The sequence below is a fragment of the Schaalia sp. JY-X159 genome (assembly GCF_014525425.1).
Taxonomy (GTDB): Bacteria; Actinomycetota; Actinomycetes; order Actinomycetales; family Actinomycetaceae; genus Scrofimicrobium.
The window spans coordinates 184,286-205,665 of the sequence record NZ_JACEXI010000003.1; the positions used below are offsets into that span (position 1 = coordinate 184,286).

Below are 21,380 nucleotides of genomic sequence, written 5' to 3' on the forward strand. Positions count from 1 at the left end.
ACCAAAATCACGTGGATTTTGAGAGGAATGGGTCGCCATGACCGAAACGAACTCCGACAGTAAGTGGAACTCTCTTGAGGCGGAGTTCCGCGCCCAGCGGCTTCCCGACGCAGATGTTGCGGCGTCTCGTTTCCCCGTCATCCCCAACGTTAATCCTGCCAGCGAAGAGGATCACGCTGCGGCGATGGAAGAGCTGGCTTTTGGGGTCCGATTTGGCGACTACATGGCTGTTGCTGACTGGTCGGTCGAGGACGGGTGGCACGACAGGCGAGTCGTCCCCTTCGGGCCATTGCAGCTGTCCCCGGCGGCAGCTGTCTTGCACTATTCACAAGAGATCTTTGAGGGGTTGAAGGCGTTTCGGTGGGCGGATGGGAGCATTTGGACGTTCCGTCCCGGTTTCAATGCGGCACGTCTGAACCATTCTGCTCGGCGCATGGCGATGCCGGAGATCCCGCTGGATGACTTCATTGGGTCTTTGGTGCAGATGGTGCGGATGGATGAGCGTTGGGTGCCGGGCGTTCCCAACTCTTCCCTGTATCTGCGCCCCTTCATGATTGCCGATGAGGAGTTCGTTGGCGTCCGCCCCGCCCACCACTACAAGTACGTGGCGATCGCGTCGCCGGTTGGCCCCTACTTCAAGGGCGGTATGAGTGGCGTGTCGATTTGGGTGAGCACAGACTTCAACCGGGCCGCTCCCGGTGGTACTGGTGACGCCAAGACGGGTGGCAACTACGCGTCGTCGCTACTCCCGCAGCGCCTCGCAGCCGAGAAGGGGTTTGAGCAGGTCTGCTACCTTGATGCGGAAACAAACACCAACCTTGAGGAACTGGGCGGCATGAATGTCTTTGTCGTCAAGAAGGACGGCAGTGTCCTCACCCCGCGCCTGACCGGCACCCTCCTTGAGGGTGGGACGCGTAGCGCCATCATCCAGCTGCTGGCCGACCGTGGCATTGAGGTTGACCAGGCAACCATCCCGCTCGCCTGGTTGGTGAAGGCGATCGAGGGCGGGGAGGTGGTCGAGATGTTCGCTTGCGGCACAGCCGCCATCGTCACGCCGATCGCGCGCCTTGCGGGCGACGGGTTTGACGTCACCCTTGACGGTGACGAGGTGACGGGGCAGATCCTTGAGGAGCTCGGCGGTATCCAGCGCGGCACGATCCCGGATCGTCACGGCTGGATGTACCAGTTGGTCTAGCCCGACCCGCCCCAACCTCCCAGACTTCGCGAGATCGCTTAACTCAGCCAAAAAACACCCAAAAACACCGGAGAATTGGCTGAGTTAAGCGATCTCGCGAAATGTATATGTTGGGGCGAAATGTGCGTCTGGGGTAGGTACCCCAAGGCCACATCGGTTCCCCACGTAAACATTTCACGAAGGCACTGGCCCCACCCGCTGCATGCGCGGTCTAGCTTGCGCCAAGCATGCCCTGCGGGCGGGGCGCATGACCTGCGCGCCGCCCGCCCAACGCCCGTTGGCCCTGCGCACGTCGGCCCTGCCCAGGCCCTGCGCGCCGCCCGCCCAGCGCCCGTCGGCCCTGCGCGCCGCCCGCCCTGCGCGCCACCGGCCCTCCCCAGGCCCTCCGCGCCGCCCGCCTCTGCCGAGGTGGTGGAGTGCCCCTGCAGAATTACTACCTATGGAGTCAGATTTCGTCCGATTACCCTATCTGTCAAGCTGGTTGTGAGTCAGTTGATTAGGGAGGGTGTGATGGGTGGTAGACGGCGCTGGAGTGCGGCGGAGGGTGTGCCGATGTTTTCGGTCGCGAGCATCTGGGAAGTGGCAATCAAGTTTGCTCAGGGGCGTTCTAACTTTCAGGTTCCACCAGTAACTCTGCGCAGGGGTCTCTTGAGGAACGGGTACGCGGAGGTCCCAATCGAGGGTGGGACTGCTGAGGTCGTCCAGTCACTTCCGGCCATTCATGGAGATCCATTTGACCGCATGTTGGTGACGCAAGCCCGCGTTCTTGGGGTCCCCCTGTGGACCTGCGACGCCAAGGTTTCGGAGTATGGCCCGGGAGTGCGACTTATCTAAGTCGCCCGGAACCAACAGAACTGCAGACACCGCCCACTTGAGCAAGCCCGATCCTAAGGTCGCCGCTGTCACCTAAAGTCGCCGGTAATTCACAAGAACATAAGCGACCTTTGGTGATAGCGGCGACCTTAGGGGGTGGGTCGGGTGATTCCGGCGACATTAGGACCAGGCACCAGTGCTTTTGGATGTCGCATCACGTACGAGAGCGGGCCCTCTTCAGTGCGTGCCCAGAGATCCACACACCGTTACGCTCATGGCCCGCTACCCATGTCTCGGCGCCTGCATGCCTCCTGTTGTCACCCGTCGTCTTTCGTGTCGGAAGGTCTAACTTCGCTGACTGCGCGGCAAGCATCGAGTAGTGGGTCGCAGAAGACTCAAAGGCGGTAGGTAGTGACATCATCCTTTCCGTCTGGAGTGCAGGTGGCAGCTCGTTGACCGCCTCCTGCGTTGCCTGGGGGAGACGCGCCCCAATCGCCTCGAATATCTCTGAAAAATGAGTGCGGGAGATGCCTAGATCGTCGGCTGTGAGGGCGAGGCTCTCCCCATTTATATAGTTGTATTGGAACGCATTCCCGTAGCTCATGGCCGAGCTCCCCCGAAGTCGCGCCGATCGCGGGTAGTAGATCCCCTGGGTTGAGATGAGGTCGTACAGCGGCGCGAAGAGAGTACTAGCACCTGAGTGCAGCACGCTGTAGTTTTTCGCGTGAGCGTCCGTTCCAGCAGTGAGGAGATTGAAGATCACTGCCTCTGCAAATTTCCTCAAGTCATCTTCAACCCGCATGGAGTGGGATCGAATCGCAGCGGATACTTGCGCAATTCCCGGGCCGCCGTGTTCTTCATACTTCAATTCAGGTGGCGTCGCCAGAACTTGGCAGAAGTCTTCCTGGTGAACTCTGGCTACCGTGCCTTCAGGGGTGACCAACCGGTCAAACCTCTCCACGACCAAGGTCGGCAGACCGTCAAAATCGAGCATCTCCACAGCTGCTACATCTAGGCCCGTAAGATTTGCGGCTCGCATCGTGACGTACTCAAGTGCCTGTGTCTCTAGGTTGCTCATCGAAGCGACTGCCATGCCGGGCTTGACGATGTGTGTACTCGGCATGTTGCCTTGCGGCTCAAACCAGTCACCGCCTGTTTTGACAACTGCGAACTTTGGTTGCCCTCCGGCAAGTGACCACCTATCAAATGAGTCGCCATGGTCCCACACCTTGGGGGACCTGACGAGCGACTCAATCTTCGCGGCCATCCCAGCCTCACCTATTCCGGCGAGGTGTCCGTCCTGGCCTGGCGCCTCGCCGTTAGGAAGAATCTGCACCGCGCCTGGCGCATCGACCCCCATGTGGTGCAGCAGTGCAAATGCGCTTGTCTGAGTGATTCCGAAGTGGGTGGCCCAACTTCTCCGCGTTGTCGGATCATCAGGAAGGAGGTTCTCAAGCCATGGCATGACCACCGACGGGCCACAAGTCGAGCGTGTGCATCACTTGCGCCCCAGGTGTTCTAGGAGAAGATTGGTCTTTGCCTGGCTTTCCTCGCTCACGACCTTGACGTCGAGGTATCGGTTCAGCGCCCTCATCGCCGCGATTGCTGCCCCGATGGTCGGCTGCTGCCGACCTGATTCAACGCTGATCACCCAGGATCGGCTCTTGCCAACCCGCTTGGCCAACTCTTCTTGGGTGATGCCCTCGCGGATTCTTGCGTCGCGGAGAACGCGGGCAAAAGTTGAGGCGTTACGTAGTTCCACGGTACCCCCAATGTTGCTTATAGTCTTCTTTATATGGATGCTTACTATAAACAACATTGCTGCGAATGTAAACATTAGTGAACATTTAGGCTGTTCGGGATGACGTTCGAAAGCTCGTGTGTTCGCCCGGGACCAACAGAACTGTAGACGCCGCCCACTTGAGCAAGCCCGATCCTAATGTCGCCGCTGTCACCTAAGGTCGCCGGTAATTCGCAAGAACATAAGCGACCTTTGGTGACAGCGGCGACCTTAGGCTGGGGGCCGGGCTACCGCGGGTGTCGCGGGAGCGGGCGCGTACGAGGGCGGGCGCGGGCGCGTATGAGGGCGGGTCCCTGGTGCAACGCGGCCCATGTGGTCGAGGTCGCCCTTGTTAGGCTCACCTAACCTGCGATAATAGACAGGTGTCGTCTAGAGCCCTTGTGAAGCCCCCGTTGCCCAAAGGCCGCCTCCTCATTCTCTTGGGAGCGATGGTCGCGCTACTGAGCGGGCTCGACGCCGCCCTGCTGCGTCTGGGCCTCAAAGCCCCCGTCACCTCCATGGATCTTGCGAGCCTGCACGGCGTCCTCATGATCTTCGGGTTCCTGGGCTCAGCCATCACCCTTGAACGAGCCGTCGCCCTTCAGTCTGACCGCCGCCGCATCTCCCTGTGGGCCTACCTCTCGCCCGTCGCAGCCGTTGCGGGCACCGTCCTCGCCCTGATACAAATCGCGCTCCACGGACCCGAAGCCACCCGACTCCTTCCCGCACTCGCCTGGTCCGCATCCATGGCGCTCTTAGTCGGCATCTACGTCGTGGTGTGGCGCAAGCAGCCCATGATCGCAGTGCTCATCCAAGGCATCGGTGCTGTCACGGGTCTAGCCGGCATCCTGCTGTGGGGGCGCGGGTTTGAGATCGCCCAGATCGTCCCCTGGTGGTGTGCGTTCTTGATCTTCACCATCATCGGCGAACGCCTCGAACTTGCCCGCATCACCTTCGCCCGCGGCTCGACAGAGGCGCGCGTCCTCGGCGAAGTGATCCTCACCTGCGTCGGCCTAGTGATGACCCTGTTCGCCCCCGCACTGGGCTACCCGCTCCTCGGCCTCGCCCTTGTCATTGTTGCCATCGACACCGCCCGCCACGACATCGCGCTACGCACCATCCGCCTGCCCGGCGCCCCCAGGTTCATGGCCGCCTGCATGCTGGCAGGGTATGCCTGGATGATCGTGGCGGGCAGCATCTGGGTGATTTGCGGTCCGGTCTTCTCCGGTTACGGCTACGACACCGTCGTTCACGCCCTCACCATCGGGTTCGCGCTTTCCATGGTCCTGGCCCACGCCCCCGCCATCATCCCCGCCATCGCCCGCCGCGACCTGCCCCACAACAGGGCAATGTGGGCTGTGTGGGGCTCGCTGCAACTGGGTTTGGTGATCCGCGCCCTCGCTGGGGCCCGCATGGCCGAGGGCGCCTGGCAGTTCGGCGGCGCCCTCGACATCGCGGGCGTCCTCGCTTTCGTCGTGGTCACCGTGACGACCATCGTCATCGCGGGCCGCCCCCGCGCTACAACGCCGCCGGCACCGGCCGCCCCCAACCCCGAGGCCGCCAAGTGAGCCCCCAGCCCACCACCGCCAAACACAACCGCGGCGACCGCATGACCACCGCGTGGATGGCCGCAGCCCTACTCCTCTTCTCCGCCACCATCGTCGGCCGCACCGCCATCCCCCAGTCGTGGTGGCTGTCGATCCACATCCTTACCCTGGGTGTCCTGAGCAACGCCATCCTGCAGTGGTCGTGGTACTTCTCCCGCTCCCTGTTGCGCCTGCGCCGCGATGACCCGGCCGCCACCACCCACCAGCACATCCGCCAAGCCTTCTTCAACGTCGCCCTGGTCGCCCTCATCGTCGGTATGCTCGCCGCCAACCTCCTGACCGTCACCATCGCCGCAGCCGGCGTCGGCGCCATCATCGCCTGGCACGGCATCGCCCTGGTCGTCAGTGCGAGGGCGAAACTGGGATCCCGCTTCGCCGTCGTCATCCGCTACTACATGGCCGCCGCAGCCTTCCTGGTGATTGGCTGCGTCTACGGCGCCATCATCGCTTCCGCCATGTTCCAGATCGACGCGCCAACCTGGGTGGTCGCGGCACGCAGCGGCCTGACGCTAGCGCACTCCCTAGTCAATGCCCTGGGGTGGCTGGGCTTGACGATCCTCGGCACCCTGGTGACCCTGTGGCCCACCATGTTGCGCACACGTATCGACGAGGACGCTGTCGCCTACTCGACCCGCGCCCTCCCCGCCCTGGTTGGCGGACTCCTCATCGCCCTTGTCGGCGCAACCCTGGGACACATGCTCTTCACCGCAGCAGGCATCGCCATCTACACCTGCACCGCTGCCTGGGGGATCGGCATGCCGCTGGTGGCTGAGGCCCGCAAGAAGCACCCGCACGGTTACGCCACCTGGTCCGCCCTCTCCGGCGTGACCTGGGGGGTGCTCGGCCTCCTCGCAACCACCGTCACCGCGGCTACTTCCGCAGGCCCCGACCAATTCCGCCTGGTTTCCCCCACCCTGATTGTGGTGCTCGGCGTCGGCGGCGCGCTGCAGATCCTGGTTGGCGCCCTCACCTACCTGATGCCGGTTGTCATCGGTGGCGGCCCCGCCGTGGTCCGGCTGGGCATAACCGTCTTGGAGCGCATGGGTCCATTCCGCCTCATCCTTCGCAACGCCGGCCTTGCCCTGGCGCTCACCGCCGGCCCCGCAGCGCCTCTTTTTTGGCTTCTGGTGCTCCTTTCCTTCGCCCTCGACCTGGTGATGTTTGGCGCCGACGGCATGGAGCAGGGCCGCGCCAAACGATCCGCCCAAAACAGAACAGCCACAGAACCCGCACCCCTGGCAGATGAATCAGGAGCCCAGAAATGACGACAGACCAGACCAACCGCAGAGCATCCTCTGCCGTCGCAGCCATCGTCGCCATCATCGTCGTGGCAGTCGCTGCGCTTATGGTAGCGCCCAACCTGGCGGTGACCTCACCGGATGGGGCCGAGGACGCAGCCACGCCACCACCCTCGACCGTCACCGCAACCGGGGCGGTCACAGAGGTAGAAGTGACCGTCCAGGGCATGTCCTTCATTCCCGGAACCATCGAGGTCCCGGCTGGCAACACACTTGTCGTCACACTCAACAACACCGGGGATCAGCGCCATGACCTTGCCTTCGCCAATGGGGTTGCCATTGACCCTGTCGCTCCCGGTGCTTCCGCCACCGTCGAGGTCGGCGTCATCACCGCAGACATGGAAGGCTGGTGCACACTACCCGGGCACCGCCAGATGGGCATGACACTCAACGTCATCGCTATCGGGGCCGAGGACGAGCCTAGCGACTCTGCAACCCCAGAGCCGACGGGTCACTCCATGCACACCTCCACGGCTCCCGGCATGGACGCGCTGATCGCCGAAGCCGCCGCCACCGACCCTTACCCCGCCGAACTACCACTCCTGAGCGACGGGACCACCCACGAGTACACCTTCACCGTCACCGAAGATGAACAGTCCCTAGCCGAGGGAGTTGTGCGTCCGGTGTGGACCTACAACGGCACCTCCCCGGGCCCCACCCTGCACGGCCGCGTCGGTGACACCTTCAAAATCACCCTGGTCAACCAGGGGACAATGGGCCACTCCATCGATTTCCACGCCGGCATCGTTGCCCCCGATGAGCCGATGAGGACGATCGAGCCGGGAGAGTCCCTGGTCTACGAGTTCGTCGCCCCCCGCTCCGGGATCTGGATGTACCACTGCTCCACAATGCCCATGGCCACCCACATCCAAGCCGGCATGTTCGGCGCCGTCGTCATCGAACCGGACGACCTAGAAGAAGTGGACCGCCAGTACGTCCTCGTCCAATCCGACATCTACCTGGATGACGATTTTGCGGCTGGCGACCTCGTCCCCGACCTGGCCGCCTTCAACGGTCGCCCCTTCCAGTACGACGCGCACCCCCTCCAGGCCAATGTGGGGGAGCGGGTGCGGGTGTGGGTGCTTGACGTCGGACCCAACTCTGCCCTGTCATTCCACGTCGTCGGCACCCAGTTCGACACCGTGTGGTCCGAGGGCGCCTACTCCGTCCACCACTCCACCTCCACAGACGGCCTCACCAAGGGGGACACGGGCGCCCAAGTCCTTCCGCTCCTCGCTGCGCAGGGTGGCTTCGTTGAGTTCGTGCCGGTCGAGGCCGGAACCTACCCCTTCGTCAACCACATCATGTCGCTTGCGGAACGCGGGGCGCACGGGCTTTTTGAGGTGGGGGAATGACGCCAGATTACGGGACTGACACCTGTGCAACAGTGCCCAGACCCGAAAGGATGATGGGTCCGTCGCTGTCTGGGATAAAGAGGGCTTGGCCGCGCTGAACCCTAGCCTCACCTTTGAGAGTCTGCACCTGGGTTGTCTCACTGAGACCAACAAGGATGCGTGGGCCGGTTCCCGGGATATGCAGTGGACTGAGGACACCAGGGGCCGCAGGAGTTGCCACTGTTAGTTCGAAGTCTTCCACGGGAGAGCGGAAGAGGTCTAGGCCGGGAACGGGGTGCTCTGGGGCGATGCGGGTTGGTGGGATGCCATCAAAGTTTGCACTGTCCAAGAACCGCTGCGGGTCAATGTGCTTCGAGGTCAGGCCCGCGCGTATCACGTTGTCAGAGTTTGCCATCACTTCAAGACCCAGGCCACGCTGGTAGGAATGGACGGTCCCTGTGGGCACAAATGCTGCGGTTCCTGGAAGAAGGTGCAGGTAATTCATCAGGAAGCACATGACGATTCCTGGTTCGCCGGGGAAATCCTTCTGCAACCCCACGACTATTGAATCAACCTCAGGCTCGGGAGACACACCGGACTGAAGCCGGTCTGAGCAGGCTGTCGCGAAGTCCCTCACCTCGTAGGGCGTCGGTCCGTCCTCGGGGTCAAGAATCCATGACACCACGGGCTTGATACCCCGCCCGGTTGCCAAACGGAGTCGGCGGGAAAGCCGGGAGGCGAGGTGACAGTCCAAACCTTCGAGGCGTGTGCGAGCTTGGCGTCTCACACAGAATCCCACCAGGGCCACGAAGTCCGTGAGTGCGTAGATCATTTCAGGCTTGTGGGTCGTGTCTTGGAAGACTCTTTCAGTCGAGCCGATTGGTATGCCTGCTGCCTCATCCTCTTCGAACCCCTGAACAGCGAGATTTCGGCCGGGGTGAACCTGGAGGGAAAGGGCGCGAGCCGGAGCGATCAGCTTCACCAGGTAGGGAAGTTGGTTTCCAAACATGTACTGGGTGGAGGGCCCAAGGAAAACTGTCGGGTCATTGTCTATGGCTGACCGCAGGTTGGTGCCTGAGTCCAGCAGCCCTGTCCCTAGTGGGTGAGCGCCAAACCACTGCTCTGCCCAGGGTAAGCCGTCCTCGTCCTGCCCCAAGAATTCGGGAATCAGGCTTGATGAACCCCAGTCGTGGTGCTTAGTTACCCCGGTGAGCCTATCCACGGTTCCCTGTCGGTCTAGTTGTGGGCTGCGTAGTACTCGGCGAGAGTATCCGTCTCGAATGCCTCGCGCAACTGTGCCATTCCCTCTGGGTCGAGGAGAATGATGGACTGCCCGTCCGCTGAAGTCCCAACCCCGGCCGTTGGTGCAGTCATGAAGTATAGGTCAGAGGTGCGCACGTTGCGAAGGCTGGCCGCGGTCTGCACAATATATTCGGTTGTGACGCCCTCGGTAACAGCCAGGTAGGGAGAGATAGCGTCAACCATTGCGATCAAACGGGTTGGGTTCGTGAGAGTCTCGCTTGAGATCATCTGCTTGACCACGGCCTTCATGTAAGCCTGCTGGTTGCGAACACGTTGGTAGTCACCATCGGCAAATGGGTAGCGGGCACGTACAAACGTCAGGGCTTCTTCGCCATTGAGTTTGATGTCGCCGACCGGAAAGTTGTGACCGTTTGATTCGAAGGCCACCGTGTTAGTCACAGTAACGCCGCCGAGGGCGTTGGTGAGATCCTTGAAGCCCTCAAAATCGATGACGACCACGTCATCGATACGTGTTCCAATTAGACCTTCAACTACCTGAACGGTAAGAGGTAGCCCCCCGTAGGCCATCGCTGCGTTGATCTTTGCCTCACCGAACCCTGGGATGTCAACCCACGAGTCGCGCATGATGGAAGTGAAGTAGATACCTTCACGATCCGCGGGAAGGTGCATGACCATCAAGGTGTCGGAGCGGCTGTCCTGTGGTCCGTCCAACGCCCCTTCATCGATAGCGCCGCGCGTATCCGAGCCCAAGAGCAGAATGTTCTGCGCGGCATCTTCACGTTCTGCGGGACGGGTCTCTTCCTCAGGGAAAGCCTCTGTTAGAGTCTCCGTGTTTCCTTCATACGAGGTCGAAACGCGAGTCACGAACCATCCCAGAGCCGCGGCGACTGCCACAGCTACTACCACCAGAACACCCAGAAGCGTCAACCCGATTTTGCCGCCCGTGGTCATTTTTGTTCTGGCGGTGGGGGCGGGTTTGCGCGTCCGGATCCTCGGGGTTTGCTGGCTCATGTTTCGCTTCCTGCAATGCTAATCGGACAGGTTTAACCAGGGTGTTGTTCACGCCCTCTAGGACTCTACCAACGCACTGTGGGGAGCTGTCAGTGGATTCGCGCAACTAGTGAGACATCACGCGCGGCGCCCTGAGATGCTGACAGCGCTGTCATGCCGTACAGCTTGAGGGAGGGAGAGACTCGACGCTCGCGTTCCACGGGGGTCCAGGGGTGTTCCCTCTCTTCCTGGTGTATGCGCCGCTCTTCCAGTTCGGCTGGGTCTACAAGCAACTCCAGTTTCGCCTCATTAACGTCGATGAGGATGCGGTCGCCCGTCTCAACCAGTCCGATCAGGCCGCCTGCCGCAGCTTCGGGGGAGATATGACCGACCGAGATGCCGGAAGTTCCACCAGAGAACCTTCCATCCGTGATGAGGGCGCACTTGGTACCCAGACCACGACCCTTGATAAATGAGGTCGGGTAGAGCATCTCCTGCATACCGGGTCCTCCCGAAGGACCTTCGTAGCGGATTACGACCACGTCGCCTTCTTTGACCGTCTTGTCAAGGATCTTCTCGATTGCTTCGTCCTGGGATTCGACGACGAGGGCGTTGCCCTCGAAACGGAACAGGGAAGGGTCAATGCCCGCGGACTTAACGATCGCGCCCTCGGGAGCGAGGTTGCCGTAAAGGACTGTGAGGCCGCCGGATTTAACATATGCGTTCTCAACGTCGTGAATGCACCCGCCCTCGGCATCCCGGTCAAGTTCGGCCCAGCGGTTATTTGTAGAGAACGCTTCGGTGGTGCGCTTATTGCCGGGTGCGGCGCTGAAGAGGTCGATCGCCTTCTGGCTGGTCTTTCCACCGCGAATATCCCAGTCTTCCAGCCATGACTCAAGGTCAGGTGAATGTATGGAATGCACCTCGTGGTTGAGCATGCCACCGCGGTCGAGTTCGCCCAGGAGGGCGGGGATGCCGCCGGCGCGGTGGACGTCTTCCATGTGGTAATCGTTGTGGTTCGGCGCTACCTTCGACAGGGTTGGGACCTTGGCTCCGATGCGCCCGATGTCAGCGAGCGTGAAGTCGATCTTCCCTTCCCGGGCAACAGCGAGAATGTGGAGCACGGTATTGGTTGAACCGCCCATCGCCATGTCTAGAGCCATCGCGTTCTCGAAAGCCTCTTTGGTGGCAATGTTGCGGGGCAGGACCGAGTCATCATCCTCGTTGTAATAGCGCTGGCACAAGTTGACGATGATCTGGCCGGCCTCTTCAAATAGGGCTTTGCGTGCAACGTGGGTTGCAAGTGTGGAGCCATTTCCTGGAAGTGACAGGCCCAGGGCCTCGGTCAGACAGTTCATTGAGTTGGCTGTAAACATGCCCGAACACGAGCCACAGGTGGGGCAAGCCAGCTTCTCAAGGCGCAGCAGTTCGTCATCGCTGATCGAGTCGTCAGCCGTCGCGTTCATGACGGTGATGAGGTTGCCGTGACCCATGGTGGAATCGCCGATGATGGAATCGGCAGGGATGTTCTTGCCCGCCTCCATGGGGCCGCCAGAAACAAAGACCACGGGAATATTGAGGCGCATGGCGGCCAGCAGCATGCCCGGGGTGATCTTGTCACAGTTGGAAATGCACACCATGGCATCCGCGCAGTGAGCCTGCACCATGTATTCCACCGAGTCGGCAATCAGTTCACGGGAGGGGAGGGAATAGAGCATCCCCTCGTGACCCATAGCAATCCCGTCATCCACTGCGATGGTATTGAACTCCTTGGCAACGCCCCCGGCATCGACAATCGAGTCCGCCACCAACTTACCCATATTGCGCAGGTGAACGTGACCGGGAACGAACTCGGTAAATGAGTTGACCACGGCGATGATCGGCTTACCAAAGTCATCGTCACCCATACCCGTTGCGCGCCATAGGGCGCGAGCGCCAGCCATATTGCGACCGGCTGTTGAAGTTGCAGAACGGAGAGGCCGTGGCATGAGTTCCTCCTGGGAGTCCGAGCGGCCTACCTGTTCCTCTTATCCAACGCTGTTGACCGCAACTGGTGTTGCACCAGCTTAGGCGGCCTGAGTGGAGAGAAACTGATCCGTTCATCACGCGGCCAGCTCTTTAGGAGCGCGAGATGTCGGAACCCCCTTTTAGACTGGGAGTATGCACGGAGAATACAAAGAGCCTGGTGGGAAGCTGGTAGTCGTCGACCTGGAAGAGGGGGTTGATGACTATGGTGTGAAGCGCGCGGTGAATGTGAAGATCTCGGGTGACTTCTTTGCTGAACCTGAAGACGTGATCTTTCGCCTCCAGGACGTGGTTGAAGGTGTGCCGACTTCGTCTTCGGCAAGCAGTATCGCTGCGCGCATTGAAGCGCAGTTGCGGTCAGACGACGTCTTGTTCGGGGTCAGCCCGCATGGCATCGGGGTTGCGATTAGGCGTGCGCTGGGGGCGGCCGTTGACTGGGATGACCTGGACTTTGAGGTGATTCACGGGCCATCTGTGAACCCTGTTGTAAATGTTGCGATGGATGAGACGCTGGTGGAAGAGGTGGCTGCTGGACGGCGGAAACCATTCATGCGGATTTGGGAATGGGATGCGCCGCAGATCGTCATTGGCTCATTCCAGAGCTATGAGAATGAGATTGACCCACAGGGCGTTGAAAAGCATGGAATCACGGTGTCGCGGCGGGTGTCGGGGGGCGGCGCCATGTTTATGGAGCCGGGGAACTGCATCACCTATTCGCTGGTGATTCCCACGTCCCTGGTGGACGGGATGTCATTTGAGGATTCCTATAAGTTCCTCGATCAGTGGGTGTTGAAGGCTCTGGAGCGGGTGGGGGTGGAAGCGTACTACGTGCCTCTGAATGACATTGCGTCCGCCTACGGAAAGATCGGTGGGGCGGCGCAGAAGCGGTACGCCAATGGATACATGCTGCACCACGTCACTATGGCCTACGACATCGATGCTGTGAAGATGCTGGAATGCCTGCGGATTGGTAAAGAGAAGGTGCGGGATAAGGGGTTGCGGTCAGCGATCAAGCGGGTCGACCCCATGGCCAGCCAGACCGGGTTGCCGCGCGGGGAGATCATTGAGGTTTTCATCGATGAGTTTGCTAAGACCTACGGGGCAGTGCCGGGGAAGATCACTGAGGCAGACCTAGAGAAGGCGGAAGAGCGGGTGCGCACCAAGTTTGCGACTGAAGAGTGGGTGCACCGGGTGCCCTGATGCAGGAATGGTAGAAAGCTATTCTTGGGGAGGGTAGAATATGTTCATGAGTCTGAACATCAAGAATGAGGAGACGCATGCGAAGGTTCGTCACCTCGCTGAACTCACTGGGGCAAGCCAAACTGCTGCGGTCGATGACGCTGTGGAACGCCGCCTCAGGGAGCTGGGCGCCGACCCCAATCTTGACCGTCGAGCTGGAGTCAATGCTGCGCTCGCAAGGTTCGCAGCCGCATTCTCAGATGAGGAAGCTCATGCCCTTCAGGAGGCTCAAGAGGCCCTCTACGATCCTGACGGGTTGCCAGTGTGATCATCGATACCTCAGCCATCATCGCGGTACTTCGCTCTGAAGATGAATCTGAGCGAATCGCTGAAGCGTTGGCAAGCACCTCAGACTTGAGGATCTCTGCTGCAACGTACGTAGAGCTGTTCGCAGTCCTAAGTCGTTCGCGGGATCACACGATTGCTGCCAGGCGGCTCCTTGACGATCTGGGTGTTACCGTGGAGCCCTTTGACCATGCTCAAGCGAAGATCGCATCATCCGCATACGTGCAGTACGGGCGGGGAAGCGGGCATCGAGCAGGGCTCAACTTGGGGGACTCTTATTCATATGCGCTTGCGTGGATCACGGGGCAGGAACTTTTGTTTGTTGGGGACGACTTCTCACACACCGATGTCCTCCCCGCACTCCGATAGGCCCGGGGCCCCTAGTTGAGGGCCCCGAAGGCGGCCGTCCTCAGGACCACTTGGTTAGAGTCGAGAGTTGCTGGGACATCGAGCACGCAGGTCAGTCGCCATGCCCCCGTGTCATCGGGATCAGCAATGATTTGTCGGGACACCCACCAGTTGCGATCTCCGGCAGATGTCACTGGCACGTCCTCGATGTTGTCGACACCGAAGGCTTCGAGGACCTCGACGCCCTCGGGTGCTTCGGTGAGGTCGAAAAACTCGGAGGCGCGCGCCACCTGGTCGATGCGCATCCACTCAAACTCATCCCAGTAGGGGTCCAGTGCTGCCTCCCAGCGCTGCTGGTCCCACGGCGACCCTTCTGGTTCAAGCGCAGCAAGGCGCATGCAGTTGTCACGAGACAGAAGCTCGACGCGCTTGAACATCTCGTTGCGGACCGCAACGCGCAGGGCGTGACGGTTGGAGCCAAAGAGGATCCGTCCGTCCTCGTCGGCTCCAAAAGCACGTTCAGCACCTTCGGCCTCGGCATCCTGGCGGGTCAGTGACGTAAGTTCCCCGCCGGAGGCGCGGGCTTCCATCATCTGCTGCCATTCGGCAAGCAGCGACGTATCGACTGACCCGAGCATGTCACCCATCCACTCGATGATGGCCTCGACCTCGTCGGTCTGATAGTGGGCGGGCAGCACCTGGCGCAGGGCTTTGTAGACGTCGGACAGGTAGCGTAGCACCACGCCCTCGGCATTGTTGAGGTCGTAGCGTTGCACCAGTAGCGAGAACGTCAACCCGTCCTCGACCATCTCCCGAACCACGCGTTTCGGCGACGGTTCGTACCCCTTCACCCACGGGTTGGTCTGCGCGAAAGTCGCGAACATGGGGACCAGGAGCTCTTCCAGGGGCTTGGGCCAGGAGATCTGCGCCAGGGCGTCGCGCCGCTCCTCATACTCCATCCCCTCGGCCTTCATTGTCTGGAAAGCGCGGTCCTTCGCCATGCGCTGCTGGGCGTAGAGGATCTGCCGGGGATCCTCCATGACGGCCTCAATGACAGAGATGACGTCCATGGCGAATGAGGGCGATTCTTCATCAAGCAGATCTAGCGCCGCCAGTGCAAACGGGGCCAGCGGCTGGTTGAGGGCGAAGTCATCCGGGAGGTCGCCAACAACGCGGATCGCCGTGCCCGTCCGCTCCTTTAGGGGGACGCGCTCGATCAAACCGGCCTGGAGAAGCGACTTGTAGATGTCGCCGAACTCGCGAAGGAAACGGTTCGACTCGGCCTCGCCCGCGGGGAGGCGCTGCGAATCGGAGGCCTCACGCGCCAAGCGAAGGATGCGTTCCTCCGGGTCGCCCGGACCGTCCAGAACATTGAGGAAGGCTGCGTGGCTGGTGTGGAAACGAGGGCGGAGGACCTCGGGTTGTGCGGCGGTGAGGCGCTCGAAAGTGGCCTTGGTCCACGACAGGTCCCCCCGCTTCTTAGGGGAGGCGCCCTTCTTCGCCATCTTCTTCTGCTTCTTGCGGTCCCCGGCCTCTTGGGCCGCGGACATGCGGGCGCGTCGGGCCAGGGCTTCGACCTCGGCAGGAGCGGCAATGGCCTTGACGTAACCAATAGTGTCAAACCCGGGGCGGCCAGCGCGTCCGGCAATCTGGTGGAACTCGCGAGCAGAGAGGTGGCGGGTGCGGGAGCCGTCGTACTTGACCAGGGACGTGAACAGGACGGTGCGGATCGGCACGTTGATGCCGACGCCGAGGGTGTCGGTCCCACAAATCACCTGGAGGAAGCCGCGCTGGGCTAGGCGTTCAACCAGGCGGCGGTAGCGGGGGAGCATGCCGGCGTGGTGGACGGCGACACCCTTAAGGAGCAGTTCCCGCAGTGTTTTGCCGAAACCTCGTGACAGTTCGACACCTCGCAGGGTGTCCTGGATTTGCGTCCTCGTCTCCTTTGGCACGTCGAGCGTTTTTCCCAGGGTTACGGCCGTTTTCACCGCATCATTTTGGGTGAAGTGGACAATGTAGACGGGGGCGCGGTCCTCTTTGATGAGGCGTTGGACGATGGGGTCAAGGTCGTCAACAAGGTACTCAAACTCCAGGGGAACAGGGCGGACCGCATCAGAGATAAGGGATGTGTCACGCCCGGTGCGTTCCTTCAGCTCCGCCGCGATTTCAGAGGTGTCGCCCAGGGTGGCTGAGAGGAAGACGAACTGGGGGTTGGGCAGTTCCAGCAGAGGCACCTGCCATGCCCAGCCGCGTTGCGGGTCGCCGTAGAAGTGGAACTCATCCATGATCACCATGTCGGTGTCCAGGTCTGCGCCCTCGCGCAAAGACTGGTTGGCAAGGATCTCAGCGGTGCAACAGATGATGGGTGCCTTCGGGTTGAGGGCAACGTCGCCGGTCACCATCCCCACATTGGCGGCGCCGAAAGCATCAACCAGGTCAAAGAACTTTTCAGACACCAGTGCCTTCAGGGGGGCGGTGTAGTATGAGCGGCCCCCGCGTGCCAGGGAGATGAAGTGGGCGGCCAGCGCGATTAGGGACTTGCCGCTGCCGGTGGGGGTTTGGGCGATGACGTGATTGCCGTCCAGCAGCTCCAAGAGTGCATCTTCTTGGTGGGGGTAGAGCGGGCGACCCGACTCTTCAGCCCAATCCGCGAAGGCTTCGTAGAGGGCATCGATGTTGTCGGCCTGCCCCGTGTCGTCGAGTTCATCGAGTATTTTGTTTAGCGATCCTGGCACCATCTGTTGATCATCCCACGTCTGCTCTGGTGAGTCGTGCCGGATGTGCGCCGCGGGCGAAAGGAACGGATTTGGAGCTGCTAGGTCAGCGGTGCGCAGCTAGGATCGTGGCATGCGTATCGTGCGATTTTCCGATGGTTCCTCACCCAAATATGGCTTCCTCAAAGATGACTCCACAAGGATCTTTGTGCTGCGGGGGGACCCCTTGTTCTCCAAGATTGAGCTAAGTGGCGAGGTTTTCGAACTGGACGAGGTGCGGTTGTTGTCACCCGTCATCCCTCGCTCGAAAGTTGTGGGAGTTGGTCGTAACTACGCGGCTCACGTTGCTGAGATGGGGTCTGAGATTCCCGCTGAACCGGTGTTTTTCATCAAACCGAACACCTCCGTGATCGGCCCGGATGACCCGATTGTTCTGCCTTCGTGGTCAAACCATGTTGAACCCGAGGGCGAGTTGGCCGTCATCATCAAGACCGTCGCGAAGGACCTCACCCTTGACGCGGTTGACGACGTCGTTTTTGGTTACACCATTGGCAATGACGTTTCGGCGCGGGACAAGCAGAAACTGGACGGCCAGTGGACGAGGGCGAAAGGGTTTGACACTGCCTGCCCGCTGGGGCCGTGGGTGGTTGTTGACCCCGACCTCGATGTTGACAACCTGCGCCTCACCACCACGGTTGACGGCCAGGTGCGTCAGGATGATTCGACCTCGGCGATGATTGTTGGGGTACGGGAACTGGTGGTTGCCGCGTCTCAGACCTTCACGCTCTTGCCGGGCGACGTCATCCTCACGGGGACGCCCGCCGGGGTGGCTCCGATTCATCCGGGCGACCGGGTCGACATCACCATTGAGGGCATCGGCACGCTGTCGAACCCGGTGGTGCGCCGCTAGCGCAGGCCCTCCACGCCCACTACCGCCGGGCGAGGTCCGCGATCGCTGCCACGACCTTCTTCCACGGCTCGGGCGACATGGCGGCGTTGACGCGGATCCAGCGCTCGTAGCCGCGGCCCAGGGTGCCGCCGTCGTTGACGCCCACTCGGTACTCCTCACGAAGCGTCACTGCCGGGTCCTCAAGCTCTGGGTAGGCGTCAAAGCCCAGCCAAGTCAGGTAGGTAGCCTCGGGTCGGTGGTAGTCGACGTCCGTGCCCTCCAGCGCCTCGCCGAGTAGGTCCAAGTTGGCGTTGATCTGGGCGATTGCTTCAGCCAGCCACTCGTCCGACTCCAGGTATGCGGGTACTGCTGCCAGCAGGCCTAGCGCCGCCGGGTAGCCGAAGCGCGACTTGGGGGAGTCCTCGTACTTCTGCCGCAACGCGGCATCGGGCAGGATCACCTGGGCGCAGTTGAGGCCCGCCACGTTCCACGCCTTGGAGGCTGCGACGGCGGTGACCGTGTGTGCCGCGTAGTCGGGGCCAAGCGAGGCGTAAGAAACGAAACTGCCGGGATCGCCGAGGACGAGCGGGGCGTGCACCTCATCCGCAAAGACCAGTGCGTCATACTTGCCGACCACGGCGTGCAAAGCCTGGAGTTCAGCCACGGTGAGGCTGCGGCCCGTCGGATTCCAGGGGTTGCACAGGACGACCAGGCCAGCGCCGTTTTGCAGGGCTTCCTTAATGGCGATCAGGTTGAGCGCCCAGGCGTCCTCGTCCTTGTCCGCTTCAGCATTGTGGAGGGAAGGAATCTCGATAACGTCACGGCCGTGTTCGGCGGGGATGGTGAGGAAGGGCATGTAGGCCGGAGTGGGAACGATCACCGCGGAACCGGGCCGGGTAAGGGCGTCGATGGTGACGCGCAGGGAAGCGAGGATCGACGGGGCCAGGGTGACCCACCCCGGCTTGATGGCCCAACCGTAGCGGCGGTCTTCAAGCTCAACCAGCGCCTCCTTGACGGCCTCGCCCGCCCAGGCCGGAGGGTAGCCAAGAAACCCCTGCTCAACAGCCTTTTGGAGGCGTGCCTTCACGGCGGGGGAGGTGCCGAAATCCATCTCCGCTACCCATGCTCCAAGGGTTGACTCACCATCGGTCGTCTTCACGCCCGACCACTTTTGGGTGCCGGTTTCGTAGAGTTCGGCCTCGGTCGGAGTCCACAGGGTCATTCTTCGCACCTACTTCACTAGGGGGTTGGTCCGCCCCCATTCTTCCACCTTCTACGCGGGCGGTAAGCTGGTTCATCATGACTACATCGCCTGTTGACGGATCCCAGGTCCGCGTCCGCTTCTGCCCCTCTCCGACCGGAACCCCGCACGTCGGTATGGTTCGCACCGCCCTCTTCAACTGGGCCTACGCGCGCCACACCGGCGGTACTTTTGTCTTCCGCATTGAAGACACTGACGCACAGCGGGACTCCCAGGAATCCTTCGACCAGATCATTGAGTCAATGCGCTGGTTGGGCTTGGATTGGGACGAGGGCGTTGGCGTCGGCGGCCCTCACGGCCCCTACCGCCAGTCGGAGCGCATGGACCTTTACAAGGAGGTGGCGGCGAAGTTGCTCGAGGGCGGGTATGCCTACGAATCCTTCTCCACCCCCGACGAGGTCGAAGAGCGCCACCGGGCTGCCGGGCGTAACCCGAAGCTGGGATACGACGGGTTCGACCGCGACCTCACCGACGAACAGAAGGCAGTGTTCCGCGCCGAGGGTCGTGAGCCCGTGATCCGCATGCGCATGCCGGACGAGGACGTCTCGTTCGACGACCTGATCCGCGGCGAAGTGACGTTCAAGGCCGGCTCGGTGCCGGACTACGTCATTGTCCGCGCCAACGGGGATCCGCTTTACACGCTGGTCAACCCGGTGGACGACGCGCTCATGAAGATCACCCACGTGCTGCGGGGGGAGGACCTGCTGTCTTCGACGCCGCGCCAGGTCGTCCTCATGCGCGCCCTCGTCGAAATCGGTGTGGCAGATGAGATTCCCCTTTACGGTCACCTGCCCTACGTGATGGGGGAGGGGAACAAGAAACTCTCCAAGCGTGACCCGGAGTCCAACCTGCTGCTGCACCGTGAAAACGGGATGATCGCGGAGGGGCTGCTCAACTACTTGGCGCTGCTCGGCTGGTCAATCAGCCCTGATGAGGACATCTTCTCGATGGAAGAGATGGTGGCTGTGTTCGACGTCGCCGACGTGAACCCGAACCCGGCGCGCTTTGACCAGAAGAAGTGCACGGCCATCAACGCTACCCACATTCGCATGTTGTCCGAGGACGATTTCGCGGCGCGGGTTGTGCCGTTCCTGCACTCGCAGTCGTTGGTGTCCGCTGACCGGTTTGAGGACCTGTTGCCGCGGGAACGTGAGATTTTGACCAAGGCGGCGCCGCTGGTACAGACCCGCGTGCAGGTACTGTCTGAGGCCGTGGGGATGCTGGGCTTTCTCTTCACTCTGGATGAGCAGATTGTGGTCGAGGACGATGCACGCAAGCAGTTGAAGGGTGACACCGAGGCCGTTTTGGCTGCGGCGGTTGCAGCTCTCGAGGTGATCCCGGCCGAGGAGTTCACGGCTGAGCGGATCCACGAGGCGCTGAATGTTGCGCTGATCGAGGGGTTGGAGCTGAAGCCGCGCTTCGCGTTCACGCCCCCGCGGGTGGCGCTGACGGGGCGTCGGGTTTCACCGCCGCTGTTTGAGTCGATGGAGATCCTGGGGAAGGATGCGTCGCTGACGCGCTTGAAAAACTTCAAGTAGCGGCCCGCCGCGTGGGGCGCGACAGGTCGCTGCCGCACCAACGTTCGCACGTGCCCCGCCACAGGCCGCTGGGGCAATGCCCGCGGTCGTCAGACCCGGGCGTCCCTCACCCACTTGCTTCCCAGGGTGAGAAGTGTGGCGTCTGCGGTCAGGAGCGTGCAGTTCTCATGGAGTGCCTGCGCATAGATGAAACGGTCGAACGGGTCATGCCTGGCAAGCTCTGGCACATCCAGCATGGCAAGGGCATCGGGGCCGGTGAGCGGCAACTCAAGGAGTCCGGACTGCGCTAAAGCCCGTGGGAGATCCCCGTTTCCGGGCATCTCCAACCTGCCAAGCAGGTGTTTGATGACAATCTCTGCGACCGAAACTGAGGAATAGGCAACCACATCTGAGCGGGCAACAAGCTCGCGGGCTTCCCGCCCCAGGCGAGGTGAATCCAAGTAGAGCCAGAGGAGAGCGTGGGTGTCGAGCAGGATCATGCGCCCTGCCCGTAGAACATGGCTCTGACCTCAGCATCTGCACCGTCGAAGGCGCCCTCGTCAAACTGGAACTTACCCTTGCCCAAGCCGAAGACGACTGTTCGCTTGCGGTGGGGAACAAGGTCAGCAACAGGCGTTCCAGCTCGCGCAATGGTCACTTCCTCCCCGGCAAGAACTCTCTCCACGAGCGCTGAGAGCTGCGTCTTCGCCTCATGCATGTTTACTTGGCTGCGGGCCCGGGGAGCGGTGACCCTGTCGACTTGTTGGCTCATAGCCTTAGTCTAGGCGGACTAAGTAGAATCATTCAAGACGTCCTCGGCAC

General features: G+C 61.6%; 19 protein-coding genes. 10 read left to right on the forward strand and 9 right to left on the reverse strand.

Translation table 11 applies throughout. The features are described from left to right. Nucleotides 1–37 precede the first annotated feature (37 nt). A complete protein-coding gene (locus tag IDL90_RS06380; protein WP_187994823.1) occupies nucleotides 38–1,195 on the forward strand; it encodes a branched-chain amino acid aminotransferase in 1,158 nt (385 codons plus the stop codon). Nucleotides 1,196–1,747: 552 nt separating this feature from the next. Beyond that, a complete protein-coding gene (locus IDL90_RS06385; protein WP_187994824.1) occupies nucleotides 1,748–2,029 on the forward strand; it encodes a type II toxin-antitoxin system VapC family toxin in 282 nt (93 codons plus the stop codon). A gap of 193 nt (nucleotides 2,030–2,222) precedes the next feature. Here the strand turns inward: IDL90_RS06385 and IDL90_RS06390 are convergent, their stop codons facing one another. Beyond that, on the reverse strand, nucleotides 2,223–3,473 hold the full coding sequence (locus IDL90_RS06390; protein ID WP_187994825.1) for a HipA domain-containing protein: 1,251 nt from the start codon (nucleotides 3,471–3,473) through the stop codon (nucleotides 2,223–2,225). Nucleotides 3,474–3,506: 33 nt separating this feature from the next. Further along, nucleotides 3,507–3,827, reverse strand: a complete 321-nt coding sequence (locus IDL90_RS06395) for a helix-turn-helix transcriptional regulator (protein ID WP_187994826.1) — start codon at nucleotides 3,825–3,827, stop codon at nucleotides 3,507–3,509. A 344-nt stretch (nucleotides 3,828–4,171) separates the two neighbouring features. Between IDL90_RS06395 and IDL90_RS06400 the strand changes: the two genes are divergently transcribed. From IDL90_RS06400 to IDL90_RS06410, 3 genes are read left to right on the forward strand one after another with little or no spacing between them, the layout of a single operon-like run. Then, nucleotides 4,172–5,356, forward strand: coding sequence for a hypothetical protein (locus IDL90_RS06400; RefSeq protein WP_187994827.1), 1,185 nt, complete (start codon nucleotides 4,172–4,174; stop codon nucleotides 5,354–5,356). Next, entirely contained in the window at nucleotides 5,353–6,660 is a 1,308-nt protein-coding gene (locus IDL90_RS06405) for a hypothetical protein (RefSeq protein ID WP_187994828.1), read from the forward strand. Before IDL90_RS06400 ends, IDL90_RS06405 begins: the two co-directional genes overlap by 4 nt. Continuing rightward, on the forward strand, nucleotides 6,657–8,048 hold the full coding sequence (locus IDL90_RS06410; RefSeq protein ID WP_187994829.1) for a multicopper oxidase domain-containing protein: 1,392 nt from the start codon (nucleotides 6,657–6,659) through the stop codon (nucleotides 8,046–8,048). Before IDL90_RS06405 ends, IDL90_RS06410 begins: the two co-directional genes overlap by 4 nt. A 7-nt stretch (nucleotides 8,049–8,055) precedes the next feature. Here IDL90_RS06410 and manA read toward each other — a convergent pair whose 3' ends face one another. From manA to ilvD, 3 genes are all read right to left on the reverse strand, one after another. After that, nucleotides 8,056–9,249 (reverse strand): mannose-6-phosphate isomerase, class I, encoded by a 1,194-nt coding sequence (gene manA / locus IDL90_RS06415; protein ID WP_187994830.1) that lies wholly within the window; start codon nucleotides 9,247–9,249, stop codon nucleotides 8,056–8,058. A 14-nt stretch (nucleotides 9,250–9,263) separates the two neighbouring features. Further along, on the reverse strand, nucleotides 9,264–10,241 hold the full coding sequence (locus IDL90_RS06420) for an LCP family protein (protein WP_187994831.1): 978 nt from the start codon (nucleotides 10,239–10,241) through the stop codon (nucleotides 9,264–9,266). 149 nt (nucleotides 10,242–10,390) lie between these two features. Then, on the reverse strand, nucleotides 10,391–12,268 hold the full coding sequence (gene ilvD / locus IDL90_RS06425; RefSeq protein WP_187994832.1) for a dihydroxy-acid dehydratase: 1,878 nt from the start codon (nucleotides 12,266–12,268) through the stop codon (nucleotides 10,391–10,393). A gap of 172 nt (nucleotides 12,269–12,440) precedes the next feature. Here ilvD and IDL90_RS06430 point away from each other — a divergent pair, with 172 nt between their 5' ends. The 3 genes from IDL90_RS06430 to IDL90_RS06440 are packed head-to-tail and all read left to right on the forward strand — an operon-like array spanning nucleotide 12,441 to nucleotide 14,198. Next, a complete protein-coding gene (locus IDL90_RS06430) occupies nucleotides 12,441–13,505 on the forward strand; it encodes a biotin/lipoate A/B protein ligase family protein (RefSeq protein ID WP_187994833.1) in 1,065 nt (354 codons plus the stop codon). A 46-nt stretch (nucleotides 13,506–13,551) separates the two neighbouring features. After that, complete coding sequence (locus IDL90_RS06435) at nucleotides 13,552–13,812, forward strand: type II toxin-antitoxin system VapB family antitoxin (RefSeq protein WP_187994834.1); 261 nt, start codon at nucleotides 13,552–13,554, stop codon at nucleotides 13,810–13,812. Continuing rightward, nucleotides 13,809–14,198 carry a type II toxin-antitoxin system VapC family toxin gene (locus IDL90_RS06440; RefSeq protein WP_187994835.1) on the forward strand — a complete coding sequence of 130 codons (390 nt, stop codon included), beginning with the start codon at nucleotides 13,809–13,811 and terminating at the stop codon, nucleotides 14,196–14,198. The genes IDL90_RS06435 and IDL90_RS06440 overlap by 4 nt, the downstream gene beginning before the upstream one ends. Before the next feature lie 11 nt (nucleotides 14,199–14,209). Here IDL90_RS06440 and IDL90_RS06445 read toward each other — a convergent pair whose 3' ends face one another. Then, complete coding sequence (locus tag IDL90_RS06445) at nucleotides 14,210–16,915, reverse strand: DUF3516 domain-containing protein (protein WP_223175234.1); 2,706 nt, start codon at nucleotides 16,913–16,915, stop codon at nucleotides 14,210–14,212. Between the two features lie 109 nt (nucleotides 16,916–17,024). On the opposite strand from IDL90_RS06445, the gene IDL90_RS06450 reads away from it, so the two are divergent. Continuing rightward, nucleotides 17,025–17,801 (forward strand): fumarylacetoacetate hydrolase family protein, encoded by a 777-nt coding sequence (locus IDL90_RS06450; protein ID WP_187994836.1) that lies wholly within the window; start codon nucleotides 17,025–17,027, stop codon nucleotides 17,799–17,801. A gap of 19 nt (nucleotides 17,802–17,820) precedes the next feature. Here the strand turns inward: IDL90_RS06450 and IDL90_RS06455 are convergent, their stop codons facing one another. Beyond that, nucleotides 17,821–19,002 carry a MalY/PatB family protein gene (locus IDL90_RS06455; RefSeq protein WP_187994837.1) on the reverse strand — a complete coding sequence of 394 codons (1,182 nt, stop codon included), beginning with the start codon at nucleotides 19,000–19,002 and terminating at the stop codon, nucleotides 17,821–17,823. Nucleotides 19,003–19,079: 77 nt separating this feature from the next. Here IDL90_RS06455 and gltX point away from each other — a divergent pair, with 77 nt between their 5' ends. After that, on the forward strand, nucleotides 19,080–20,579 hold the full coding sequence (gene gltX / locus IDL90_RS06460; RefSeq protein WP_187994838.1) for a glutamate--tRNA ligase: 1,500 nt from the start codon (nucleotides 19,080–19,082) through the stop codon (nucleotides 20,577–20,579). Nucleotides 20,580–20,668: 89 nt separating this feature from the next. Here the strand turns inward: gltX and IDL90_RS06465 are convergent, their stop codons facing one another. Together IDL90_RS06465 and IDL90_RS06470 are read right to left on the reverse strand one after the other, a co-directional pair. Then, complete coding sequence (locus IDL90_RS06465; RefSeq protein WP_187994839.1) at nucleotides 20,669–21,058, reverse strand: type II toxin-antitoxin system VapC family toxin; 390 nt, start codon at nucleotides 21,056–21,058, stop codon at nucleotides 20,669–20,671. Then, complete coding sequence (locus IDL90_RS06470) at nucleotides 21,055–21,330, reverse strand: type II toxin-antitoxin system Phd/YefM family antitoxin (protein ID WP_182141195.1); 276 nt, start codon at nucleotides 21,328–21,330, stop codon at nucleotides 21,055–21,057. Before IDL90_RS06470 ends, IDL90_RS06465 begins: the two co-directional genes overlap by 4 nt. Nucleotides 21,331–21,380 lie beyond the last annotated feature (50 nt).